The organism is Daejeonella lutea, from assembly GCF_900168015.1.
Classification (GTDB): Bacteria; Bacteroidota; Bacteroidia; order Sphingobacteriales; family Sphingobacteriaceae; genus Daejeonella; species Daejeonella lutea.
In genome coordinates this window covers 235308-259609 of the sequence record NZ_FUYR01000002.1, presented here as the reverse complement: position 1 = coordinate 259609, position 24302 = coordinate 235308, and the positions used below count along the sequence as shown (strand labels likewise).

Annotated in this window: 22 protein-coding genes; 10 read left to right on the top strand and 12 right to left on the bottom strand. The window is 42.3% G+C overall.

Annotated elements, in window-relative coordinates:
- The first annotated feature begins 26 nt into the window (after nucleotides 1-26).
- The 4 genes from atpH to B5X60_RS10155 all read left to right on the top strand — a co-directional run bounded on the left by atpH (nucleotide 27) and on the right by B5X60_RS10155 (nucleotide 3563).
- Nucleotides 27-566, top strand: a complete 540-nt coding sequence (atpH, locus tag B5X60_RS10170; protein ID WP_079702587.1) for an ATP synthase F1 subunit delta — start codon at nucleotides 27-29, stop codon at nucleotides 564-566.
- Between the two features lie 87 nt (nucleotides 567-653).
- Nucleotides 654-2228: a F0F1 ATP synthase subunit alpha gene (atpA, locus tag B5X60_RS10165; protein ID WP_079702586.1), complete on the top strand. Its 1575-nt coding sequence runs from the start codon at nucleotides 654-656 to the stop codon at nucleotides 2226-2228.
- Nucleotides 2229-2411: 183 nt separating this feature from the next.
- A complete protein-coding gene (gene atpG / locus B5X60_RS10160; protein WP_079702585.1) occupies nucleotides 2412-3293 on the top strand; it encodes an ATP synthase F1 subunit gamma in 882 nt (293 codons plus the stop codon).
- A gap of 63 nt (nucleotides 3294-3356) precedes the next feature.
- Complete coding sequence (locus B5X60_RS10155; protein ID WP_079702584.1) at nucleotides 3357-3563, top strand: hypothetical protein; 207 nt, start codon at nucleotides 3357-3359, stop codon at nucleotides 3561-3563.
- 66 nt (nucleotides 3564-3629) lie between these two features.
- Here the strand turns inward: B5X60_RS10155 and B5X60_RS10150 are convergent, their stop codons facing one another.
- Both B5X60_RS10150 and gldB read right to left on the bottom strand, forming a co-directional pair.
- Nucleotides 3630-4412: a patatin-like phospholipase family protein gene (locus B5X60_RS10150; RefSeq protein ID WP_079702583.1), complete on the bottom strand. Its 783-nt coding sequence runs from the start codon at nucleotides 4410-4412 to the stop codon at nucleotides 3630-3632.
- Between the two features lie 64 nt (nucleotides 4413-4476).
- A complete protein-coding gene (gldB, locus tag B5X60_RS10145) occupies nucleotides 4477-5514 on the bottom strand; it encodes a gliding motility lipoprotein GldB (protein WP_079702582.1) in 1038 nt (345 codons plus the stop codon).
- A gap of 38 nt (nucleotides 5515-5552) precedes the next feature.
- Between gldB and B5X60_RS10140 the strand changes: the two genes are divergently transcribed.
- Entirely contained in the window at nucleotides 5553-7193 is a 1641-nt protein-coding gene (locus B5X60_RS10140) for an NAD+ synthase (RefSeq protein ID WP_079702581.1), read from the top strand.
- Nucleotides 7194-7414: 221 nt separating this feature from the next.
- Here B5X60_RS10140 and lnt read toward each other — a convergent pair whose 3' ends face one another.
- From lnt to rsmI, 3 genes are all read right to left on the bottom strand, one after another.
- Nucleotides 7415-9097 carry an apolipoprotein N-acyltransferase gene (gene lnt / locus B5X60_RS10135; protein ID WP_079702580.1) on the bottom strand — a complete coding sequence of 561 codons (1683 nt, stop codon included), beginning with the start codon at nucleotides 9095-9097 and terminating at the stop codon, nucleotides 7415-7417.
- A gap of 1 nt (nucleotide 9098) precedes the next feature.
- The gene (locus B5X60_RS10130) at nucleotides 9099-9737 is read right to left on the bottom strand and encodes a PH domain-containing protein (protein ID WP_079702579.1); all 639 of its coding nucleotides are present in this window, start codon (nucleotides 9735-9737) and stop codon (nucleotides 9099-9101) included.
- Between the two features lie 157 nt (nucleotides 9738-9894).
- Complete coding sequence (rsmI, locus tag B5X60_RS10125) at nucleotides 9895-10566, bottom strand: 16S rRNA (cytidine(1402)-2'-O)-methyltransferase (protein WP_079702578.1); 672 nt, start codon at nucleotides 10564-10566, stop codon at nucleotides 9895-9897.
- A 92-nt stretch (nucleotides 10567-10658) separates the two neighbouring features.
- Between rsmI and serS the strand changes: the two genes are divergently transcribed.
- Both serS and B5X60_RS10115 read left to right on the top strand, forming a co-directional pair.
- Nucleotides 10659-11930, top strand: coding sequence for a serine--tRNA ligase (gene serS, locus B5X60_RS10120; RefSeq protein ID WP_079702577.1), 1272 nt, complete (start codon nucleotides 10659-10661; stop codon nucleotides 11928-11930).
- 174 nt (nucleotides 11931-12104) lie between these two features.
- Complete coding sequence (locus B5X60_RS10115) at nucleotides 12105-12503, top strand: response regulator transcription factor (RefSeq protein WP_079702576.1); 399 nt, start codon at nucleotides 12105-12107, stop codon at nucleotides 12501-12503.
- Here the strand turns inward: B5X60_RS10115 and B5X60_RS10110 are convergent.
- The 6 genes from B5X60_RS10110 to ileS form a co-directional block, all read right to left on the bottom strand.
- The gene (locus tag B5X60_RS10110; protein ID WP_079702575.1) at nucleotides 12478-12939 is read right to left on the bottom strand and encodes a DUF4112 domain-containing protein; all 462 of its coding nucleotides are present in this window, start codon (nucleotides 12937-12939) and stop codon (nucleotides 12478-12480) included. The two genes, B5X60_RS10115 and B5X60_RS10110, sit on opposite strands and share 26 nt — an antisense overlap.
- An 80-nt stretch (nucleotides 12940-13019) precedes the next feature.
- Nucleotides 13020-14075, bottom strand: a complete 1056-nt coding sequence (locus tag B5X60_RS10105) for a hypothetical protein (RefSeq protein ID WP_079702574.1) — start codon at nucleotides 14073-14075, stop codon at nucleotides 13020-13022.
- Nucleotides 14076-14301: 226 nt separating this feature from the next.
- Complete coding sequence (locus B5X60_RS10100; RefSeq protein ID WP_079703235.1) at nucleotides 14302-15003, bottom strand: SIMPL domain-containing protein; 702 nt, start codon at nucleotides 15001-15003, stop codon at nucleotides 14302-14304.
- A gap of 434 nt (nucleotides 15004-15437) precedes the next feature.
- On the bottom strand, nucleotides 15438-16088 hold the full coding sequence (locus tag B5X60_RS10095) for a lipoprotein signal peptidase (RefSeq protein WP_079702573.1): 651 nt from the start codon (nucleotides 16086-16088) through the stop codon (nucleotides 15438-15440).
- Nucleotides 16089-16472: a TraR/DksA family transcriptional regulator gene (locus B5X60_RS10090; RefSeq protein ID WP_079702572.1), complete on the bottom strand. Its 384-nt coding sequence runs from the start codon at nucleotides 16470-16472 to the stop codon at nucleotides 16089-16091.
- Between the two features lie 2 nt (nucleotides 16473-16474).
- Nucleotides 16475-19882, bottom strand: coding sequence for an isoleucine--tRNA ligase (ileS, locus tag B5X60_RS10085; protein WP_079702571.1), 3408 nt, complete (start codon nucleotides 19880-19882; stop codon nucleotides 16475-16477).
- A gap of 146 nt (nucleotides 19883-20028) precedes the next feature.
- On the opposite strand from ileS, the gene B5X60_RS10080 reads away from it, so the two are divergent.
- Complete coding sequence (locus B5X60_RS10080) at nucleotides 20029-20274, top strand: hypothetical protein (RefSeq protein WP_079702570.1); 246 nt, start codon at nucleotides 20029-20031, stop codon at nucleotides 20272-20274.
- Between the two features lie 334 nt (nucleotides 20275-20608).
- Here B5X60_RS10080 and B5X60_RS10075 read toward each other — a convergent pair whose 3' ends face one another.
- Complete coding sequence (locus B5X60_RS10075; RefSeq protein WP_245803504.1) at nucleotides 20609-22945, bottom strand: efflux RND transporter permease subunit; 2337 nt, start codon at nucleotides 22943-22945, stop codon at nucleotides 20609-20611.
- A 228-nt stretch (nucleotides 22946-23173) separates the two neighbouring features.
- On the opposite strand from B5X60_RS10075, the gene B5X60_RS10070 reads away from it, so the two are divergent.
- Complete coding sequence (locus B5X60_RS10070) at nucleotides 23174-23530, top strand: diacylglycerol kinase family protein (RefSeq protein WP_079702569.1); 357 nt, start codon at nucleotides 23174-23176, stop codon at nucleotides 23528-23530.
- A complete protein-coding gene (gene recO / locus B5X60_RS10065) occupies nucleotides 23520-24245 on the top strand; it encodes a DNA repair protein RecO (protein ID WP_079702568.1) in 726 nt (241 codons plus the stop codon). The genes B5X60_RS10070 and recO overlap by 11 nt, the downstream gene beginning before the upstream one ends.
- Nucleotides 24246-24302: the final 57 nt, after the last annotated feature.

Genomic DNA, 24302 nt, shown 5'->3' with positions numbered 1-24302 from the left:
CAACTAACAACTAACAACTAAAATATATGTCAGAAATACAAGTTGCAACGCGTTACGCAAAATCTTTAATTGACCTGGCTGGCGAGCAAAACGCTGTCGAGACAATAAAAAAAGATATTGAGCTGTTTCTTGAAACCTGCAGAGCGAATCCGGAGCTACAGGCGATATTAAAAAATCCTATCATTAGTCTCGATAAGAAGGCTAATATTCTGGACGGCTTATTCTCCGGTAAAGTGCATGAAATGATCCTTTCCTTTTTCAAGATCGTGATCAGAAAAGGGCGGTCTGAAATATTATTTGCCACTGCAAAAGAGTTTATCAGCCAGTATAATATTCTTAAAAATGTAGTTAAAGCAACTGTTACTTCAGCGTCTCCTTTGAGCCAGGAAAATATCAAGCAGATTGAGGATGTGGTTAAGCAGTCTACTAAAGGAGAAGTTATCCTTACATCGATCGTAGATCCTAAGCTTATTGGTGGATTTATCCTGAAAGTTGGCGATAAACAATTTGATACTAGTATCTCAAGCAAGCTCAATAAACTGAGAAAAGAGTTTACACAAAATTAATAGCCCCAGCCCTTTACGGGGATTTTTAAACTTCCTAATGGGGACAGGAAGTATAGATTAACAACATTAAAAACAAAAAATACTACTATGGTAGAGGTAAGACCAGATGAAGTTTCGGCGATTTTAAGACAACAATTGTCGGGCTTTAAGTCGGAAGCCGAACTCGAAGAGGTTGGTACCGTGTTACAAGTGGGTGACGGTATTGCCCGCGTATACGGTTTAACAAAAGTTCAATCAGGCGAGCTTGTTGAATTTGATAACGGTTTACAGGGTATCGTTTTGAACCTTGAGGAAGACAATGTGGGTGTTGTATTACTTGGAGCTTTCGATGAGATCAAAGAAGGTGACACTGTAAAAAGGACAAACAAGATTGCTTCTATCAAAGTTGGTGAAGGTATGCTTGGCCGCGTTGTTAACACACTTGGCCAACCACTCGATGGTAAAGGTCCCATTCTTGGTGAAACATACGAAATGCCACTGGAGCGTAAGGCGCCAGGGGTAATTTACAGACAGCCGGTTACCGAGCCCCTTCAAACTGGTATCAAAGCTATTGATGCGATGATTCCTATCGGTCGTGGACAACGTGAGCTTGTTATCGGTGACCGTCAGACTGGAAAAACAGCTGTTTGTATCGATACCATTATTAATCAAAAGGAATTCTACGAAGCAGGTCAGCCTGTTTTCTGTATATATGTTGCAATCGGGCAGAAAAACTCTACTGTTGCTCAAATCCTTAAAGTTCTGGAAGAAAATGGTGCATTGCCATATACTGTAATTGTTGCCGCTTCGGCATCTGATCCGGCTCCAATGCAGTTCTACGCTCCGTTTGCTGGTGCTGCTATCGGTGAGTTCTTCCGTGATACTGGTAAACCAGCGCTGATTGTTTATGATGATTTATCTAAACAAGCGGTGTCATACCGTGAGGTTTCTTTGCTTCTTCGTCGTCCTCCGGGCCGTGAGGCGTATCCAGGTGACGTATTCTATCTGCACAGCCGTTTGCTGGAGCGTGCAGCTAAGATCAACTCGAACGATGAGATTGCAAAATCTATGAATGATCTTCCTGAATCGATCAAACATATCGTTAAAGGTGGTGGTTCATTAACCGCATTGCCGATTATCGAAACACAAGCGGGTGACGTTTCTGCATACATCCCAACAAACGTAATTTCAATTACGGATGGTCAGATCTTCCTTGAGTCAAATTTATTCAACGCAGGTGTTCGTCCGGCGATTAACGTAGGTATCTCGGTATCACGTGTGGGTGGTAACGCTCAGATCAAGTCGATGAAGAAAGTTGCAGGTACATTAAAGCTTGATCAGGCACAATACCGTGAACTTGAGGCTTTCTCAAAGTTCGGTTCTGACCTTGATGCAGCTACTAAATCAGTACTTGACAAAGGTGCCCGTAACGTGGAGTTGTTAAAGCAAGCACAGTTCTCTCCTGAAACGGTTGAGAAACAAGTTGCAATTCTTTATGTAGGTACAAAGAACTTAATGCGTAATGTTCCGGTAAACAAGGTTAAAGCTTTTGAAGCAGAATTTATTCAGCAGTTAGAGCAACGTTATCCAGAAGTTTTACAAGGACTGAAAGCAGGAAAACTTGACGACAGCATTACAGGTGCACTGGAAACTGTAGCAAAAGAATTAGGAGATAAATACTAAGGAGTTGAAGTTGAAAGTTGAGAGTTGAAAGTGTTAGGAAACGGTATCTTGTCACTTGCAACTTTTACCTTAAGACCCATAACTTAAAAATAGAATAAAGAAGAGTTATAAGTTTTGAGTAGTAAGTTTTAGATCAGTTTTTAAAACTTTCCACTTTCCACTTTCCACTCTTAACTGAAGAAAATGGCTAATTTAAAAGAAGTACGAAACCGGATCGCATCAGTTACCTCAACGCAGCAGATCACTAAAGCCATGAAAATGGTTTCAGCGGCGAAGTTGAAAAGGGCAACAAGTGCTATTATCCAGTTAAGGCCTTACGCTAATAAGATGAGAGACATCTTGGCTAACCTTTCAGCTAGCCTCGAAGAATCTAATTCTCCTTTTATTCAGGAACGTGAGCCAAATAAAGTATTGATCGTTACAGTATCGTCAAATCGTGGTTTAGCAGGGGCGTTTAATATGAACGTCATTAAGACTGCAAATAACCTGATCTCTGAAAAGTACTCAGAGCAATACCGTAAAGGCAATGTTCACATTGTGGCGATCGGAAAAAAGGTTCAGGATTTCTACGAAAAACGCAAGTACAACGTTATTGGAAATAACAATGACTTGTATAGCGAGCTGACTTTCGAAAACGCATCTAAAATAACTGATGCCATCATGGTTGGCTTTGCAAAGGGTGAGTTCGATCGCGTTGAACTAGTATACAATCAGTTCAGAAACGCCGCCGTGCAGATTCTTACTACTGAGCAGTTACTGCCTGTTCCTAAAGCTCAGGCTGTGGCCGATACGGCAACGCAAACCGATTATATCCTTGAGCCTTCACAGGAAGAAATCGTTGAGCAATTAATTCCTAAATCTATCAAAACACAGGTTTACAAAGCTATACTGGATTCACATGCATCAGAGCATGGTGCGCGTATGACAGCCATGGATAAGGCTACTGAAAATGCTGGGGACCTTTTAAAAGCCTTAAAGCTTTCATATAACCAGGCAAGACAAGCAGCAATTACGACCGAGCTTACCGAAATTGTGAGTGGGGCAGCAGCGTTGTCAAACGGATAATAAAAGATTGAATTGTATACTGTAAATTAGATTAGTAATTTCGTAGATCTCAAACACAGAAAAATGGAAGAAACATATAAAAACAAACGCACCGAAGAATCAAATGATCCGGCACATTATAATCTTATTGTTATCGGGATTGTAATTGGAATGATTGGTGTGTTACTGCGCTTTACCGGAAGCTGGATGTTTATCGATGCAATTTCCAACATTCTGTTTGTTGTTGGTATTATCCTTTGCTTGAAGGCTGTATTGAGAATTCTGAAATAGATTAGATTTAAAAGATATGGAGCTCATAACAGTTTGTTATGGGCTTTTTTATTTTGAGACCGATTTTCACTTGGTCTGAAACTGCGATATTAACGATTGCAATTTTTCATCAGAATTTAGCTTCTTTAAAGCCTCATTATAAGACAGCCAATAGATTTCTTCGGTTTTTTGTACGTCAAACACACTAGTAGCACCCATCCCTTCGGGTTCAATAAGCACATCCAGGAATTGGCATTTATTTTCCATATCCGAGTTGATTGACATGATTGCCGCGCGCTGAAATAATTTACGGAAATTGGCAATGGTTTTCACAACAGGCAGATGATTACATGATGAACCTATAATAAAATCACAATCTTTTCTGATCGGCTCTATTGGAAAGTTGTCCAGCACACCTCCATCCACGTACATATTCCCTTCAATAATCACGGGCTTGAATACTCCAGGAATTGAACACGACGCAAGCACTACATCAATCAGTTTACCCGATGAGAAATACCGCAACTTTCCTTCGCTGAAGTTCGTGGCAGCAATAACAAGGGGGATTTTTAAGCCTTCAAAGGAATCGTGGGGGAGATGTTCTAAAAACAACGACCTGGTCTGGTCAAGTGACAATAGGCCAGGATGGGTAAATGCTGGTCTCAGAAACTTATATAATTTTGTTTTCAGGAAGATTTGTAAGATATCATAAGGCAACATCCCCTGAGCATAAAGCGAGCCGACGATTGAGCCCGCACTGGTGCCGCTAATCTTGCAGAACTTGATACCCGCTTCGGTGAGTGCCTGCAGAACACCAAGATGAGCTATCCCACGTATTCCACCTCCGGAAAGAACCAGACCGACTTTCATATTTTTATAATTAATTAGGGAGCTCTCTGCCCAGCACTTAAAACTTTTAACTTACAACGTACTACTACATCTTAGGTTTGTATTTTGATGCAGTTAATATTTTTTGCGGGTCTTTTTCCTGGATCAGTTGTGGTAAAGTCACATCAGGATTCTTTTCCATATACTTCCGTACTATTTGCCATCCCGTCCAAACCGCCAGTTTAGGTGCTGACTCAGAGTTTTCTCCCAGGCCCGGGGTAAAAGGGGCCTCTGCAAGATATTTTTGAATTTTCATGTAATCTGAATTGTACAGCAATTCATTTTCGAGAAGATAAGCCCAGATCCCACCTTCATTCTCCTGACACCATGCCAGCTGAGCACCGGTATATCCTATTTTGAGAGTATCTGCAACTTCAGGCATGAAAGAGTCCATCGCGTAAAGCACTTTCCCGTTATAAATCATTTTTGCAAGTAAGCTCCTGTCCTGATCTTGTTCCGGGTAGAGCTCTTCACGGGTAAAAGCTTCGATAACCCGAGGCGTAATGTTTTCGGGCGTAAAACGACGGGCAATATAATGAGGAATACTTTGCCTTAAAGCCGGATAAAATCTATCACCCTCCTTACCTAAGAACATGTCAAGCCCAATTCCCACATAATCATTACCAATCGGAGTTTGTACTGCAAAGCCTGAAATGAAACTAATTACACGGGGAATTTTCTGCTTCGGATAGTAATACCGGACATGCTTAAAGGCTTCCATCAATTCTGCTTCTGTTTTTCCCAAATCAGGAAAAGCTCGGTCTACGGAAGATTTTAGCTCTAAATAATCCGGATTTTGTAATACTGTAACAAGCGAATTCAAATAAGAAGAGCCGGCATTAGGAGCCCCAACTCCTAACATTTCGCCCATGTAGTCGTCGTAAAACCAGGTGTACTTCTTTCTTAAGCCCTCCGCCTTTTTTTCCAGTTCGGTTTCAGTAGAGCTGAGAGCTCCGATCTCCTTATCAAATCGCTCGATGGAAAGTTTCAATTTTATTTCAGACACATCGGGTCCTTTTTTGTTATTACAGGACACTGCGGCAAAGCAAGTGAGAAAAAACAAGTAAATTTGAAGGTTCCTCATGGGTACAGATATCCGCTAAATTAAACACAAATTATTATATGAAGATTGCGTTAGCACAGTTAAATTATATAATCGGAGATTTTAATTTTAATACACAAAAGATCATTTCCACAGTTCATGAGGCAAAACGCAAAGGAGCCGATCTTGTAGTGTTTGCAGAATTGTGCGTCTGCGGATATCCGCCAAGGGACTTCCTGGAATTTTCAGAATTTATAGAACTTTGCGAAAACGCAGCCCAGCAGATTGCTAAAGAATGTCAGGATATTGCGTGTATAATCGGCCTTCCAACTAGAAATCCTAAAATACAGGGCAAGGACCTTTTCAACTCGGCTTATTTTATCGAACAAGGGTCAGTTAAGGCTGTGGTGAACAAAGCCCTTCTCCCAAATTACGATGTTTTTGATGAATACCGGTATTTCGAGCCCGCCGTTGACTTCAAGTGCGTTGAGTTCATGGGTTATAAAATTGCACTGACCGTATGCGAAGACTTGTGGAATATCAACGATAACCCGATGTATGTTACCTGCCCGATGGATGTTCTTTCGCTAGAAAAGCCTGACCTGATGATCAACATCGCAGCTTCTCCATTTGCCTATAATCATGATGAGGAAAGGGTGTTGATCCTGGGTGATAACTGCAGGAAATATCAACTTCCTCTATTCTATGTGAACCAGGTTGGTGCGCAGACAGAGATAATATTTGACGGTGGATCCCTTGTATTTGGTAAGGAGGGGCAACTGCTCGATGAGATGACCTATTTTACCGAAGAATTAAAGATTTATGAATTCGATAAGGGGCAGGTGAAGGGTTTGAAACCTATTGTTCATGACCCGCAAAGTGACATTGCTCAAATCCATGATGCCATAATCCTTGGTATTAAAGATTATTTTCAGAAATCCGGCTTTACAAAGGCTGTACTAGGCTTATCCGGCGGAATTGATTCAGCGTTGGTTTGTGCACTTGCCGCGGAAGCTCTTGGTGCCGAAAATATAATGGCAGTGTTGATGCCGTCTGAATATTCATCAGATCATTCTATTCAGGATGCGCTTGACCTGGTAATGAACCTGGGGTGTAAGCATGAGGTGATAGCTATAAAAGAGGCAACTGCTGCTTTTCAGAACATGATGAAACCGGTATTCAAAGATCTTCCATTTAGTGTGGCTGAAGAAAACATGCAGGCAAGAAGCAGGGCAATCGTTTTAATGGCAATGTCGAATAAGTTTGGGTATATCTTACTCAATACTTCCAATAAGAGCGAGTGTTCAGTGGGCTATGGCACCCTTTACGGAGACATGGCCGGAGCCATCGGGGTATTAGGTGATATTTATAAGACTCAGGTTTACAAACTCGCTAACTATATTAATCGTGAACGTGATATTATTCCTCAAAACAGCATTATTAAGCCGCCATCTGCCGAATTACGACCGGGTCAGAAAGATTCTGATTCATTGCCGGAATATGACGTGCTGGATGCGATTTTATTTCAGTATATCGAACTCAAACAAAGCTCAGCTTCAATTATTAACATGGGTTTCGACGAAGCACTGGTGAGGAAAGTACTCAAAATGGTTAATGTCGCAGAATTCAAAAGGAATCAGGCTCCGCCAATATTAAGAGTATCGCCAAAAGCTTTTGGGATGGGAAGACGGATGCCCATAGTTGGGAAATATCTTAGTTAGTTGGCAGTTGCCAGTGGTTAAATGCCAGTTGACAGTACAGTTTACAAACTAAGCTAACCTTACGGTAAGTTAGTATAACAACCAACATCCAATTATCACCCCTTCGTCACCAATCTGTAACAAAACTGTATGTTACAACAGTTAATCTGATAATTTGCGTTACTTTATAGAGATGATTATCAGGACTTGATCAAAGGTCTTGTTCTTAAGGTATCCCGGGTTCATGCCGGGAGTTTAGTTTGGTTTAGTTTTAGTTTAGTAGAATCCGTTCCTGATCCAGGGACGGATTTTTTATTTCTTTTACCGGCAAAAATGGAGAAGAGCATGAATATCCCGAATAGGCCGCTTCCTGCCGAACCAGCGATCGCAACGTAATCCCCATGTTTTACATAGAAAGTGAGATCTTCATTCAGGTTTATGTCCGCTTTTAAAGCAGCAGGCACCCACCATTTAGTTTGCTGGGTAATGTCCCCACGTTGGTTTATGAATGCCGATATACCTGTGTTTGCTGAACGTGCTACCCATCTCCTCGTCTCAATAGCACGAAGTTTTGCATATTGAAGATGTTGGTCTTTTCCGGAGGTATTACCCCACCAGCCATCGTTTGTAATGATGGCGATAAACTGCGCGTCCTTCTTAACGTATTTGCCAACGTACTCACCCCAGATTGATTCATAGCAAATAACAGGCGCTGCACCTATTCCACTCTGCGAATAGAAAACTGATGGTTCATCTTGTTTTCCGTAACTCCCTGCCGACCCGCCAAATGCAGCGAAAGCCGGTTTTAAGAAGCCCATAGAATTTGAAAAGGGAGTTTGCTCTACACCAGGTACCAACTTGGACTTATGATAGAATTGAACCCTTGGCGAATTCTCGATCAGAACAGCAGCATTAAAAACGTCATAATAGTTCCGCTGAAGCTCGTTAAATCTTGCTGTTTCCGTTTTCTGGCTGTCATACATCGTAAAGCTCTCGATTCCAGACAGCACATTTCCGTTTTTATATTTACTAAGAAAAGCCTGAATTGCAATAAAGTTGGGTTCCATCCTGATATTCTTCTCCTCAGTATCCTGCGATATAGCTGTCTCCGGCCAGATAAAATATTCGGTGTTAGACTGGCCAAGAGAATCTGACAAATGAATCATTCTGGCAATTTGAGCAGAAGTGTTAAGGCTGCCAAATTTTTCATAGGGGTCAATATTAGGCTGAACAACAACTATGTTGGCGGGGTTAGATTTTTCGGTGTATCCAAAGTACATTATTAGTGAAATAACAATTGGAGTAAGTATCATTCCTGCCGAAAGGAACTTCAGCTTCAGTTTTCCGGGATCGCCGGGCCTTAATGCCTGGTACAATTCAAAGATCAATATATTAGATAGCAGCACCCATAGAGTACCTCCATATACCCCCGTAAACTCATACCATTGAATCAAATAGTGGGATTGGGCAAAGCCGTTGCCTAAATTCATCCAGGGAAATGCAAGATCCCAGGTCTGATGTAAATATTCGTAGCCTATCCAGAAGCAGATCAGGCCTGTATAGCTTATGAATTTTGTAGTTACCAATCTCAGCCTGTAATAGAGCCAGAAGGCAATTGTCATCAATAATGACCCTAAACCAAATGGAATGATGGCAACAAACAGTGCCATCCAGGTGGGCATTACTGCGGTGAGGGAATTGATAACCCAATAGATGCTCGCGGTGTTCCAAACGACGAAGCATAAAAATGCAGTTCTGAATATCAGCCTTCCTTTCCGGGTGCTTTCTAAAGTGAGAATGTTCTCCACAGCAAGAAGTATCGGCACCAATGCAATCAGTAGAATGATCGCGGTAAATGGGATGGGCGGCCATGCGAGCCACAAAAGAAATGCACTGCCCAGTGCTAACAAGTAGTTTTGCTTCACGTCAGAGTTGAGATAAGATATCTGCCTTTTTTCTTTCGTATTCTTCAGACGTGATCAATTGTTTTTCGAACAGAGTTTTTAACTTTTTAAGTTTTAACGTCACCTCATCCTCTGGTTCCTCCATTGAAACAGGAGCTTGAGCTTGCATAAACGGTTTTTCTTCCTCCTCAATTTCTACATATGAAGTGTAATCTTCAGAGGCATTTGAATTCCCCAGATGAGTTCTGCGATCATCACTTTCCTGAGTTGTCGAAATGCTTTTATTCTTTTCCAGCTGCTCGTTAGAAAATTGATAAAGTTTGCGCGCTTGAACTTTAGGGATATAGTCGATGGCGACATTCTCGCCTCTCTGAGGTACAGTAATAAACTTAGAGCCGAAGAATTCTTCTTTAAAAGAGACTTCTTTGATATCTTCCCATGGAAACGTAATGAAGTTAGTTGTTAACCCCAGATTTTCAGGAATACAGAATATGATCCGCTTGTTCGTTATCGCGATACAGTCAGGAATTAATGTGACCGCCGGCTTCTTTTGAATAGCAAGGTAAACTACCACCTCACCAGAAGTAAGCATGTCGCGTAGTTTCCCCAAAATCTTCTCAGCGGTTTTAGGATCCTGGTCGTCAGTTAAGTATTGTTCCATTTTTATTTTTTTAATGTGGCTTCACCATTTTTTTTACCCCAGAGGTCACGAAGTTTTACGCAGAGAGCGCAGAGGCGTGTTGCCACTCTGCGTTCTCTGCGTCTACTCTGCGCACTTTGCGGTTAATTTTAACATACTGCCGAAGGCAGTATTGATTTTATTTCCCCGCAACGCAAATCACTATTTCTCCCTTTAACGTATGCGTCTCGAAATGTATTTTAATCTCCGCTAAAGTTCCTCTTACAGTTTCTTCAAACATCTTTGTAAGCTCGCGTGACACAGAAGCTTGCCTTTCTGCTCCAAAATATTGGCCAAACTCTTCCAGGGTCTTAAGAAGGCGGTGTGGAGATTCATAAAATATCATGGTCCGTTCCTCATTTGCAAGTTCTTTCATGCGTGTTTGTCTTCCTTTCTTTACAGGTAGAAAACCTTCAAAGGTAAACCGGTCGGCAGCCAGGCCTGAATTAACTAATGCTGGAACAAATGCTGTTGCACCCGGAAGACATTCCAGCGGGAGCTCATTTTTTATCGTTTCTCTAACAAGTAGAAAGCCAGGATCAGAAATTGCCGGAGTTCCCGCATCGGAAATCAGGGCAATCTGTTTACCTTCTTTTAGAAAGCGAATAATTTCCGTAACCGATTTATGTTCGTTGTGCTGGTGATGGGAGAAAACTTTCTTATCAATGCCAAAATGCTTGAGCAAGGGGGCACTGGTTCGAGTATCCTCTGCAAGGATCAGATCCACCTCTTTAAGAATACGAATAGCCCTGAAGCTCATATCCTCAAGATTGCCGATCGGCGTTGGTACCAGGTAGAGTTTACCGCTCATATTTAGAAGTATGAGTTCAAGTTCGTTCAGGAATTAGTCCAAAACAGCCATCAAACTCCAAACTGTTTATATCTTTGCTTAAAATTATAAAGATGCTGCAAGTTAGTTATATCCGTGAAAATAGAGATGAAGTTTTAAATCGTTTAACCGTCAGGAATTTCAAACAACCTGAGTTGGTTGATCAGATCATACAGCTTGATGATGATCGTCGTCAAACTCAAACGCTTTTGGATTCTATTTCGGCGGAAGCGAATGCTGCAGCTAAGAAAATAGGCGATTTGATGCGCCAGGGTTTAAAGGAAGAGGCTGAAGGGCTCAAGCAGCAAACCAACACTTTCAAAGAGCAAACGAAGACTCTTGGAGATAAGTTAACAGCCATTGAACTACTTCTCCAAAACGAACTGGTACTTCTTCCGAATCTCCCGCACACTTCCGTCCCTAAAGGTGCAGGCCCCGACGAAAATGTAGTTGCATTAGAGCATGGTGTGGTGCCGCAATTGCCCGAAACTGCTTTGCCGCATTGGGAGCTTGCTGCCAAATATGATATTATAGATTTCGAGCTTGGAAATAAGATTGCAGGAGCAGGATTTCCTGTTTATAAGGGTAAAGGGGCCAAGTTGCAGCGTGCACTTATTAATTTTTTCCTGGATAATGCTGAAACCGCCGGTTACAGGGAAATGCAGCCACCAATTGTGGTAAATGAAGCTTCCGGATTTGGTACCGGACAGCTCCCCGACAAGGAAGGCCAAATGTATCATATCGGCATCGATAATCTGTATCTCATTCCAACAGCTGAAGTTCCGGTTACTAACCTCTATCGGGATGTAATTGTAAGGGAAGAGGAGCTGCCTATCAAAAATTGTGCTTACACCCCATGTTTCCGTCGTGAAGCTGGATCTTACGGAGCACACGTTCGTGGACTAAACCGTTTGCACCAATTCGATAAAGTTGAGATCGTGCAGGTTGTGCATCCTGATACATCATATAATGTTCTTGAAGAAATGAGCAGTTATGTTCAATCTTTGTTACAAAAGCTCGAGCTGCCTTACCGAGTGCTCAGCCTATGTGGTGGGGATATGGGTTTTACCTCTGCCAAAACATATGATATGGAGGTATGGTGTGCAGCCCAGGCTCGCTGGCTGGAAGTTTCATCGGTTTCTAACTTTGAAACATATCAGAGTAACAGGCTAAAACTCCGGTTTAAAGGTAAGGAGGGAAAGCCTCAGCTAGCCCATACATTGAATGGTAGTGCACTCGCTTTGCCGCGTATTGTTGCTTCATTACTGGAAAATAATCAAACTGAAAAGGGCATCCGTATCCCGGAAGCCTTAGTGAAATACACTGGGTTTGAATATATAGACTAGTTGTAATTTAAAAGGCGAATCCTTAAAATTTCAAGTATTATCAGTTCATTTTTTGATCTTCTTTTGTTAGTCCGGCAGGCAATTGTTACGTAAAACGTACAACCTATAACTCTTCTGCCGCAACAAAATACCGTTTTAGGCGTATTATTAATACGTTCTACCAATACGTGTGCTATGGAAAATCGAATTTTAGTGCTGGATGATGATCCCGGAATTTTAGAAGTAATTGATCTTTCCCTGACTTATTGCGGATTCCAGGTACGACCGATGCTATCGGGCGACAACGTCTTCAGGATGATTGATGACTTTGAACCTAATCTGATTATTCTCGATTATTTATTAAGAGGAAAGAATGGTGGTGAGATTTGTCAGGATTTAAAAAATGACCCTGCAAAAAAAGATATTCCGGTAATTATGCTTTCGGCTCACCTGGAAGCTGCGAGTAAGAAATCAGAATTTGGCTGCGATTCTTTTCTTGCGAAGCCATTCGATCTGGACTTATTGGTTAATGAGATCAAAATGTTTATTAACCCAGACCCTATTATCTTTACAACATCCCAGCAAGCCAACTAATCGTCGCCCACAGCACATACACAATCAGGGCAAAAGACAAAATCAGAGTTATAATTATCCACGCGATAATGCCTTTGCCACTGCCCTGGTGTTTGCCTTCTTCGTAATGCTCCTTTAACAGCTTGATATTTCTGCTATTGGATTTGTAAGCAAAGTCGAATATGTTACCAAGAATTGGGATTGCACCAATTGTCGAGTCCAGAATAATGTTCAGCGTCATCAATAAAAGTACTTTTCTGCTCACTCCATGTTTTGCCATGGTTAAGAGAAGGGCTGTGGAGACTGCAAAGCCACCTAAATCACCAGCTATCGGGATAAAATTCATTATTGGGTCAAGTCCAAAGCGGAAATTAGTTCCCGGAATTTTGAATTGCTCGTCCATTAGGTGCGAAACCCGCTCCACCCATTTTAGCCTGGTACTTAATGCTTTTTCCATCGTATAACAATGATATCAAAGCATGTGCCGTTTTCCTTGCTTTTTATTTCTGAGCTAAGCAAGGAAATATATGGTCTTTGCTAATTCCCTCTCTTGCCAACAACCTGGGCTAAGCACTCAAAAACCAGCTGTCCCATAGTCTCACAGCTTTTGAATACTGGATTCTTGTAATGCTCTGATAACTCTCTGCGGAGCTGCTCTACCTTTTCCGGATGGGAAATAGTATCAATATTCATGATCTTAAAAAGATCTTCAAGCCGGTAGTATCCGGAGCGAAAGCGATTTGCAATAAGCGTGCGCTCTTCCTCCTGATATTGGCGCATAGTGGTTTCATCCATATGCTTCATGCCCAATTGGACAAGATTCACATTTTCCTTGAAATAATGCGGCAGGTACATCTTGAGCCTGCCCTCATAGGATTGCTGATCGAAATCAATGGCTCTTAGTCGATATTGATTGCCTTCTATATCGGGAGTGATGTCGACTACGAAATTATACGAGCGCATATCACCCAGCAGCCGCACAAAACAGCGTTCATTAAACTTAACGAACTCTTTGCATATTCTTATCTGGTTAAACTTAAGCGTGTCCAAACGGTGTGCGATGAACTCGTCGCCGGGCAAACCGGGGATATGCTCTTCAATTAGCGTATTACCATCAGTCATGTAGATGATCCGGTTGGGGGATAGCACATGTTCTAGTTCAAGTCCGTAAACACGTGAGGCATCTGCTATTTTGATGTAGAAATGATCATAGTTATCATTCAGCCGGTTTATAATCCTGATGCGGAAGGGTCGGGTGTTTGCAAATGTACAGTAGTCGATGCGCGCGACAGAAAGATGTTCCATGACGCCGGTATCACCATCCGTGTTCATCAGCGCGTAGATATAGGTTAGATTGGGGAAAAGTTCCTTCATCTCACTTTCATCATAATATACGGTGTGCCATAAAGTGTCCCGTCCCTCTTTATCCCTCAACGGAGTGGAAAGATTGAATCGCAAGAGGTCAGAATACTGAACCGGGAGCTTCACTTCGCGGTCGTACTTCAGGAGATACTCCCTCAGTTCCGGTCGGATGGAGTAGAGTGTCTTCTTCTTAGAAGGGACGTCGTTTCGGGGTTCCTGGAGGGTGTCCATGCGGGTTAAGTGATCAGTAATCAGTAATCAGTAATCGGTAATCAGTAATCATTAATCAGTAATCAGTGATCAGTGATCAGTGATCAGTGATCAGTGATCAGTAATCAATCTGAACGCCCAAGATAGGGGTTATTAATTATAAAAGCCTCTCCGTGCGGAAAGGCTTTTATATTGTTTTAAGAGCGTTAGTCTCCGACACCAGACTTCTGACATCTGACCTCTTTTTCTACTTAATCTCAAACACAGCCCTCATCTGGTACGTCAGCTTAATTTTCTTAAAATCAATGTCAGGCATAGGGGCTGCTGCGTCCATCGCTTCAGCTTTCATCATGGTATTTGCACGATATATGGGCTGTGGGTAATATTCATTGTTTATTTCCTGTATATCCAGCGGACTTCCAACAGAGCTGCCAATTGAAGTGAGTAGATAGGTGGCTTTATCTTTGGCTGCCTGCAGCGCCTTAATCTTTAGATCTCTTTTCAAGGTCTCAATCTTTGAGTAATCATAGCTTTCAATATTGCTATATTCTATTCCTTTAGGATCTACTGCGCTCATGATCTGGTTGAACTTGCTCAGATCCGTAACCTTAATACGATATTGTTTTCGCGCTAGAAATTCAGGACTTTTTTTCTTTTCCCACCAGGTAGTGTAACTTGAAATATTGTTAATGGTGAAGTTTTCTTGCGGTATCCCTGCGGCAAGGACAGCAGTCTGCAGCTGTCTCTCAAGCTCTTCAATTTCTACCTTCTTCTTATTGGCAGAATCCTTGAAATATTCTTTTAGAGACATGCCAATGTAAAGGATGTCCGGCGTCACTTCTGCCTCGGCAGTTCCCTGCACTTCTATCTTTTTTCGGGTATCAATATTCTGCGAATATGCAGTCAGACTAAAAATGCTGACCAGGGCTGCGGCTATTATGGTTTTCATGTTATTCATCATTTCTATATTATTTAAACTTTCTATTGGGATGTAAAATTCGTGCCAATTCCACAATTAATAATTTGTAAAAGGGTTAATTTGTCTATTGGTCAATCGGTTAGAGTGAGCAATAGAAAACTATTAACCGGTGTTATACGCCAATTATAATGTGAGTTGGCATTACCTTAACAAGACGAGAAAAAGGAGAGAAATGTGACACCATTTAATGGGTGGAACCTTATTAATTTTTGAATAATAGCTATTTCAATAGTACCGATACCCTCATAAACTGAAAAAGGCAGTTCGTTAAAACTGCCTTTCCGTTATGCTGATCCTGTTCGCATGCTACGTATCGTTGAATGCCCCGCTAGGTTCGCGATGAGAAATCTTGATGGTGGATGTACCTTGGACATCCTTATTCTTTGCTCTTTACTCAGTTTATTCTATTCTTCGATCATCTCGCTATGAGTATAGATCTCTTCCTTTTTCTCTTCCTTAAAATATCTTTTTTGATAAATAAGTATCATTACAACGCCTATTGAAATCGCAGAATCGGCGACATTAAACACCGGGCGAAAGAAAATGAACTCATCACCACCCCAGAATGGGAACCAGGCAGGATACGTGCCTTGTAATATAGGAAGGTAGAACATGTCTACAACCTTGCCATGAAATAAACCTGCATAACCGCCTCCGGCTGGCAAGAACTTGGCAGCTTCATAGTACGTGCTTTCGCCAAACAGCAATCCGTAAAATGTTGAATCGATAATATTTCCCATTGCCCCTGCAAAGATCAGGGCCAGGTTCATAATCAATCCGCGATGGTATTTCTTTTTGATCAGGTATACAACGCCGTACCCTATGCCGCAGACTGCGGCGATACGAAACAGCGTTAATGCAAGCTTGCCAGCTTCACCGCCAAACTCCATTCCGAATGCCATCCCATTGTTTTCGGTGAAATGGATCATGGCATAGTCGCCAATAATTTTGAATTCCTGCCCTAGGGACATATTTAGCTTAATCCAGAATTTTAATATCTGGTCTACAAGCAGAATTATTACTATCGCAAGAAAAGGCTTAAAGTAAGCTTTCATTTAGGCCTGCTTCAGTTTCGCTTCCATACTAAGCGTTGCATGTGGTACTGCACGTAAACGCTCCTTAGGGATAAGCTTTCCGGTTTCACGGCAAACGCCATACGTTTTGTTCTCAATGCGCACCAAAGCACTTTCCAGGTTGTCAATAAACTTCTTCTGGCGTGCAGCAAGTTGATTTATAGACTCTTTCTCCAAAGTTGCTGATCCATCCTCCAGGGTTTTATAAGTCCCGGCGGTATCATCAGTTCCATTCATATTCGGGCTGCTTAACGATTGAGTTAAAGCACTTAATTCTTCTTTTGAACTGCGTAATTTCTCTAATATAAGTTCTTTAAACTCAACTAATTCTGCGTCAGAATATCTAGTTTTTTCGTTCTTCTCCATGTCTATACTTTATTTATTAATATCATTAATTCATTCTCATCAATACCCACAACCTCACCTTTATCCAGTTCATCCACAAGCTTTAAGGAGTCTGCTAAAATTTCGGCGCAAATATAAGCTAAATTATTTTTTACGGCCTCCGAAATATAGGGGTGGTCTTTTATCACAACTTCGATCTTGTCTGTTACTTCAAATCCCACATCTTTTCTCATATTCTGGATGCGGTTCACAAGCTCCCTTGATATTCCTTCCTGCTTAAGTTCACTGGTAAGTGTAACATCTAAGGCCACAGTTAGTTTTCCAAGATTTGCAACCTGCCATCCCGGAACATCTTCTGCTACAATTTCTACGTCCTCAATATCTATCGAATATTCGGTACCAGATATTTTAAAGGATCCATCAAGCTCAAATTTGCTGATTTCCGGCTGTGTAAGATTGCTTAACATAGCGGCAACAACCTTCATATCTTTGCCAACTTTTGGCCCAAGTGCTTTAAAGTTCGGCTTGATTTTCTTGCTGATGAAACCGGTGGTGTCTGTGATATACTCGATGTCCTTAATATTAGTTTCAGAAAGAATCAGGTCTTTAACACGCTCAACTTTTGCTTTGAAGTTTTTATCCAGCAATGGAATCAGGATTTTGCTCAATGGCTGGCGGACATTTATGTTCACCTTTTTGCGCAATGAAAGCACCAGCGATGAAACATCCTGAGCTATACTCATGCGCTCCTCAAGCGCCTGATCAACATGGGCCTCATCATATGCCGGGAAGTCTGACAAGTGCACAGATTCTGCAGTTTCTTTCCCCGTAACTTTATTCAGGTCGTTGAACAGCCTGTCGCTAAAGAAAGGAGCTACTGGTGCCATAAGTTTGGCAATAGTATTCAGACAATTGTACAATGTCTGGTAAGCTGAAATTTTATCCTCTGTGTAATCCCCTTTCCAGAAACGGCGGCGGCACAGGCGAACATACCAGTTACTCAGATTCTCATCCACGAAATTCTGTATTGCACGCGTGGCCCGGGTAGGCTCGAAATCAGCATAGTGTTTATCGACTTCAAGTGTCAAAGAATTGAGTAGTGAGATTATCCACCGGTCAATTTCAGGGCGGTTCTCTATATCCTCTTCTTTGTAACTGAACTTGTCAATGTTGGCATACAAAGCAAAAAATGCATAGGTATTGTGAAGCGTTCCGAAGAATTTCCGTCGGACCTCATCAATTCCTTCGATATTGAATTTCAGATTATCCCAGGGTGAGGCATTACTGATCATGTACCAGCGGGTTGCATCAGCGCCATACTGGTTTATCGTTTCAAACGGATCAGTTGCATTACCCAAACGTTTCGACATTTTATTGCCGTTCTTGTCTAATACAAGTCCGTTTGATACCACATTTTTGAACGAAACACTGTCATTCAGCATCACTGCGATGGCATGCAGGGTAAAAAACCAGCCCCGTGTCTGGTCAACACCTTCGGCGATAAAATCTGCAGGATAAATCGATCCCGCTTCTTTGCCATCACCTGAGTGATTATTCCAGTATTCTATAAATTCTTTCGGAGTGATTTCACCTTTCTTGCCTGCCTCAGTTGGTGGTAAACCCCATTGAGCATACGGCATTGCACCCGAGTCAAACCAAACGTCAATCAGGTCGAGCTCGCGGAACATCTTTTTGCCTTTCGGCGATACCAGCACTACGTCATCCACGTATGGACGGTGCATATCAGTAATCTCAAATGAAGCATCCATAAAACCCGCTTCAACAGATTTTGCGATACCGGCCCGGAGCTCGGAGATCGATCCAATACATAATTCTTCGTCGCCATCCTCGGTTCTCCAAATTGGAAGGGGTGTGCCCCAATACCGCGAGCGTGAAAGATTCCAGTCGACCAAATTCTCCAGCCAGTTGCCAAAGCGGCCTGTACCTGTCGATTCTGGTTTCCAGTTAATGGTTTTATTCAGCTCCACCAGGCGTTCTTTAACTGCGGTTGTTTTTATGAACCAGCTATCAAGTGGATAGTAAAGAACAGGTTTATCAGTCCTCCAGCAATGCGGGTAACTGTGCTCATACTTCTTAACGTCAAAAGCCTTGTTATCTTCTTTTAATTTTATCGCGATGAGTACATCTGTAGGCTTGAAATCCGGATCATTACGCTCCTCATCGCTGTAATATTCCTCTTTCACATAGCGGCCGGCAAAGTCAGTTACCTCATCTACAAAAGCACCGTGTTTATCTACCAGTGGAAGTTCATTGCCCTTGTCATCAGTGATCATTACCGAAGGCACATTGTTTTCACGCGCGGCCCTGAAATCGTCTGCCCCAAAAACTGAAGCGGTATGAACTATCCCTGTACCATCTTCCGTAGTCACGAAATCAGCAGGAATTACCCGGAACGCATTTTTCTCGAGGTTATCATTCGTTACGTAAGGCATCAGCTGATGGTATTTCAAGCCTACCAGGTCGGCACCTTTAAATTCAGCTGCAATTTTCCATGGGATAAGTTTGTCGCCGGCTTTGTAATCCCCGAAAGGAAGGCCTTTAGCTTCTTCCTTAAAATATTTTGAAACCAGATCGCGGGCTAAAACCACGCTAACCGGTTTAAACGTATACTGATTGAAAGTCTTGACTTTCACATAGTCGATTGAAGAGCCTACCGCTAGAGCACAATTTGAAGGGAGTGTCCATGGCGTAGTAGTCCAGGCAATGATTGCTGTATCCTCTTCCTGTTCTTCGAAAAGTACCGGCGTCAATTTATGTGCCTGTTCCTTCTTCACACGAAACTCAGCAACTATGGAAGTATCCTTCAGCATTTTGTAGGTGCCCGGCTGATTCAGCTCATGTGAACTTAGTCCGGTTCCGGCCGCAGGTGAATATGGTTGTACAGTGTAGCCCTTATACAAAAGCCCCTTTTGATGAAACTGCTTAAGTATCCACCACAAGGTTTCTATATATTCATTCTCGTAGGTAACATAGGGGTTGTTAAGGTCGACCCAATAGCCCATCTTTTCCGTCAGGTCATTCCATACATCCGTGTATTTCATAACCTCCGTACGGCATGCTTCATTATAAGCTTCGACGGTAATTGTTTTACCGATGTCGTCTTTGGTAATTCCGAGTTTCTTTTCAACCGCCAGTTCTATAGGAAGACCATGGGTATCCCATCCGCCCTTGCGCTTTACGCGATATCCCTTCAGCGTTTTATAACGGCAAAAGATATCTTTAATTGAACGCGACATGACGTGATGTATCCCCGGCATGCCGTTCGCCGAAGGAGGTCCTTCATAGAAAATATAAGATTTCGAAGCAGGTCTGTTTGAAATACTTTTTTCAAATATTCGGTTGCTTTTCCAATATTCTAATATCTCCTTGCCGGTTTTCGAAAGATCAAGCTGCTTATATTCTTTGTACATCAGTATTTTAACCCCAAATTTAAGGATGCAAAGTTAAGGATTTTAAGGGTGAAAAACCAGTTTTCGCCATTTAAATCGACAGCAGGATGACGCTTCAGATCAAACCATAAAGCAGATTAACTGTATATTTGGTAGATATAAAAATTATGATGAATAAATACATGCGCCGCGGCATCTGGCTGATCCTTATAGGAGTGGCTTTCGTGATGTTGGGATATTACCTGATGGAAGAAGATAAATTTAAATATGGCTGGTCGATGATTATCGGTACAATCGCTTTTGGCGTCGGATTCCTAAACATCATTTATAGTCTGATACGTAAAATGGACCGTAAAGCTATCCTAGAAGACAGGGCAGGGGAGTCGAATGAGACTGTTACTGAGAAGAAGTAATCGGGTAATCGATGATCAGCCTGCCTGCTGAAGATAGGTGATCGGTAATTAGTAATCAGTGATCAGTGATCAGTAGTTAGTAATCAGTAATCGGTAATCAGTAATCGGTAATCAGTAATCAGTAATCAGTAATCAGTAATCGGTAATCAGTAATCAGTAATCAGTAGTTAGTAATCAGTAATTAAGAAGGACCGTCAAGTTAGGAATTATCTGAATAAAGTACGGCTCAACCGTCAACCGTCCACTGTCCACCGTCAACCGTTCACCGTCAACCCTCAACCGTCAACCGTCCACTCTCCACTCTCCACTCTCCACTTTCAACTTCCAACCCAACTTACATATCCCAAGTCTCTTCCTTCGCCTTCGCCGTTCTCTTCAATTTCCTTTTATCGAGCAATACCAGCAGCGCCGGCAGCAGCGTCAGGTTGGATACCAGGGCGATGATCAGGGTGATTGAAAGCAGCAGCCCTAAGATCATAGTACCTCCGAATGTCGATGCGGTGAAGATGCCGAAGCCAAAAAATAATACCAGCGCAATATAGGTCATACTTACACCGGTTTCCCGGATTGTATCTGAAATAACCTGAGCCGGTGTGAGGTTCGTAGACTGTAATTCCTGCTGGTAACGAGTGAGGAAGTATATCGTCTGGTCGGACGCCAAACCGAAGGCGATCGTAAATATTAATATCGTCGACGGCTTGAGCGGGATGTTGAAAAAGCCCATCAACCCTGCAGTGATAATCAGTGGAATAATATTGGGAAGCAGGGAAATAAACATGATCCGCAAATCTTTGAACTGGGCAAGCCGGAGCAATGAGATTAGTACAATAGCGAGTATTATACTTTCCATTAAATGCGTCAGCATATAATCCGTACCCTTCGAGAAGATGATGCTTGATCCCGTAAGCAGCACATTAAAACGTTCGGGATTAAGAATGGAATCGATTCTTGGTTTCAGTTCTTCCAGCAACGCATTCATCCGTTTAGAACCAACGTCAGCCATCTGGAAACTCACCCGGGCCACCTGCTTATTGCTGTCAACAAAACCATTAAGCATATTGCTGTTGCCGCCGGAATTGCCAAGGTAGCTGAGCACGAAGTTCTTCTCCATGTCGTTCGGGATGCGGTAGAATTGCGGATCCCCGTTGTAAAATGCCTGCGAGGCATATTTCAAGGCTTTATTCAGCGAAACAGATCGTGAGAATTCAGGATACGCCGAGATCATATCTTCAACCTTGTCAACTTTCTTAATCGTAGACAAATTCAATATCCCATTCTTCTTTTTCGTATCAATACTTAACTCCAGGGGAAGAATGCCCTCAAAGTTTTTCTCAAAGAATTTCAGGTCGCGATTAATAGGCGAGTTCTGGGGCAGATCGTCCACCACATATCCGTTTACATTGATCTGCATGACGCCGATCAGCGATACGACAGTAATTAGTGCCGTAACAATATATATGAGTTTGCTTCTGTCATGTACCAGAACATCGGTCTTTGCAAGCAGCCTGTGAAGCAGATCCTTATCGTGTTCTTCCTGTGGCTTAAGCTTTGGAGCTGGCAGATAGCTGAAGATGATTGGAATAAGGCAAAGACAAATGAACCATGTGATCATGACATTGATTGCAGCAACCAGGCCGAATTCAACAAGCAATGCACTGCCGGTGAAGTAAAGAACACCGAATCCAATGGCCGCCGTAATGTTTGCGATCAGTGTGGTTTCGGAGATCCTTAAGATCGTGACGTGCAGTGCTTTCGCTTTGTCACCATGTTTTCTTAGCTCGTTGTGATATTTATTGAGCAGCAGGATACTGTTCGGGATACCAATGATCACAATCAGCGGCGGTATCAGACCGGTTAGCATCGTGATCTCATAACCAAACATCACCAGTGTCCCCAGGCTCCAAATTACGCCGGCAATCACCAGAAGAATTGGAAAAAGAACGGGATAAAATCTTCTGAAAAATATAAACAGGATAATTGCCGCTACCAGGATAGAAAGCCCGAGGAAGAGTACAAATTCGCGCGAAACAAGCTGGCTGACAGCCGTCCGGATAAAAGGAAGTCCTGAGTAATGAACCTCAATATTATTCTTTTTACTGAACGCATCAGCCTTTGCACGAATTGTTTTGATGATAGGTGCACGGCGGCTGGAGTTCAATATCTTGTGATCAAAGTTGATCGCCATTAATGTGGCGTGGCTTTCTTTATTGTAAAGCAGTCCTTCGTAAAACGGCAGGTTATAGATTTGAGTTTTCAGGCTGTCCATTGCAGCATCACTCCCAAGTGGCTGCGGGCTTAACTGTTTTAGCACGAACCTTTGATTGGTGGTATCTTTTTCAAGATTGAACAGGTTCCCGATAGTCAGTACGTTTTTAATCCCCTGCAATTTACCCAGCTCGTTGCCGAGTTGCTGCCAGTCGTTGAACTGATCTTTTTTCATAAGATCCGGTGAGCTGACACCCAAAACCATCATATTTCCGTCTTCGCCAAACTTACTTTTAAAGTTGTTGTACTTGATGAAAGCCGAATCTGTCATCGGTAATATTTTGCTCCCTGTGTAGGAAAGCTTTACAAAACTTGCTTTCCATGCCATAAAGGCGGTTAGTACGAAGAAAAACAATAAGATTAAAATGCGGTTGGATAGTATGAACTTAGAAAAGTTATTCCACATGTTTTGGGGATTAGATGACCGCAAAAGTACGAAAATTCTTAATTTGGACGGGAGTAAAAGAGCCAGGAATCAAGAACCAAGAATCGAGACTCCCACAAAGCGTAACAACGCGATCTAAATATCATTCAGCAAAAACTGTAAAAAGAAAGAATCTATAAAGAATCAAGAGCCGGGGACAGGTAGAATAAGAGCCACCCCATAATCCCTAATCCCTAACACCCGATCCTAATGAGCAAATTTATCAAAGGCTTTTACTTCGCATGGCAGGGAATCGCATACTCTTTCCGTACCCAGCTCAACTTCAAGGTAGAAGTGTTTTCTGCACTGTGTGTTATCGCTGTGTCGTACTATCTGGGTCTTAGCACTGCGGAGTGGCTGTGGATAGCATTGGCCATAACGCTGGTGCTGGTGAGCGAACTCGCAAATACTGCGATCGAAACTCTTGTTGATTTGGTTTCTCCTGATTATAACCCTAAAGCCGGTATCGTGAAGGATATCAGCGCTGCAGTAGTGCTGCTAACAGGTTTGTTTGCTTTAGTAACGGGTATTTTGATTCTTCTTCCAAAAATTCTCCATGCTCTATAAAACCCGAGGTATTGTTTTTAAGGTGACTGACTACTCCGAAACAAGTGTGGTGGTCCAGATCTTTACGGAAAAATTTGGCTTGCAATCCTACCTCATCAATGGAGTTAAGAAGCCGAAAGCGAAGATCAGACTAAATAGCCTGCAACCTCTCCACCTGCTGGAGATGATTGTTTATCATAAAACTACGGGAACTATCCAGCGGGTCTCAGAACTCAGGCATCAACCGGTATTCCAGAGCATACCCTATGATATTATTAAGAGCTCGATCACCATGTTCCTTAACGAGGTTCTCTATAAATCGCTCCGTCAGCATGAACCCGACGAAATTCTTTTTGAATTCCTCTTTCATGCTATAGAGATCCTCGACAGCCTAAACGCTGGTCTGGCTAATTTTCACTTATACTTTTTATTGCGCTTAACGCGATTCCTTGGGTTTTACCCCGATAAAACTCTCGCATCTCCAAGCGCATGGTTCGACCTTAAAGACGGCCATTACTCCAAAACCCAGCCGCCGCATTCTTATATCATCGAACCACCCCTCACAGCAATCTGGATCAATATCCTCAACTGTAATTTTGATAATCTTCAAAGCCTGCAGATCTCCCCAGCTGAACGTAAAGCCCTCCTTGAAAAAATCCTGACCTACTACCAACTGCATGTCGAAGGGTTTGGGCAAGTGAAAGCGCATGAAGTGTTGGAGGAAGTACTGGGTTAGGTTGACGGTTGACGGTTGACAGTTGAGAGTTGAGAGTTGAGAGTTGAGAGTTGACAG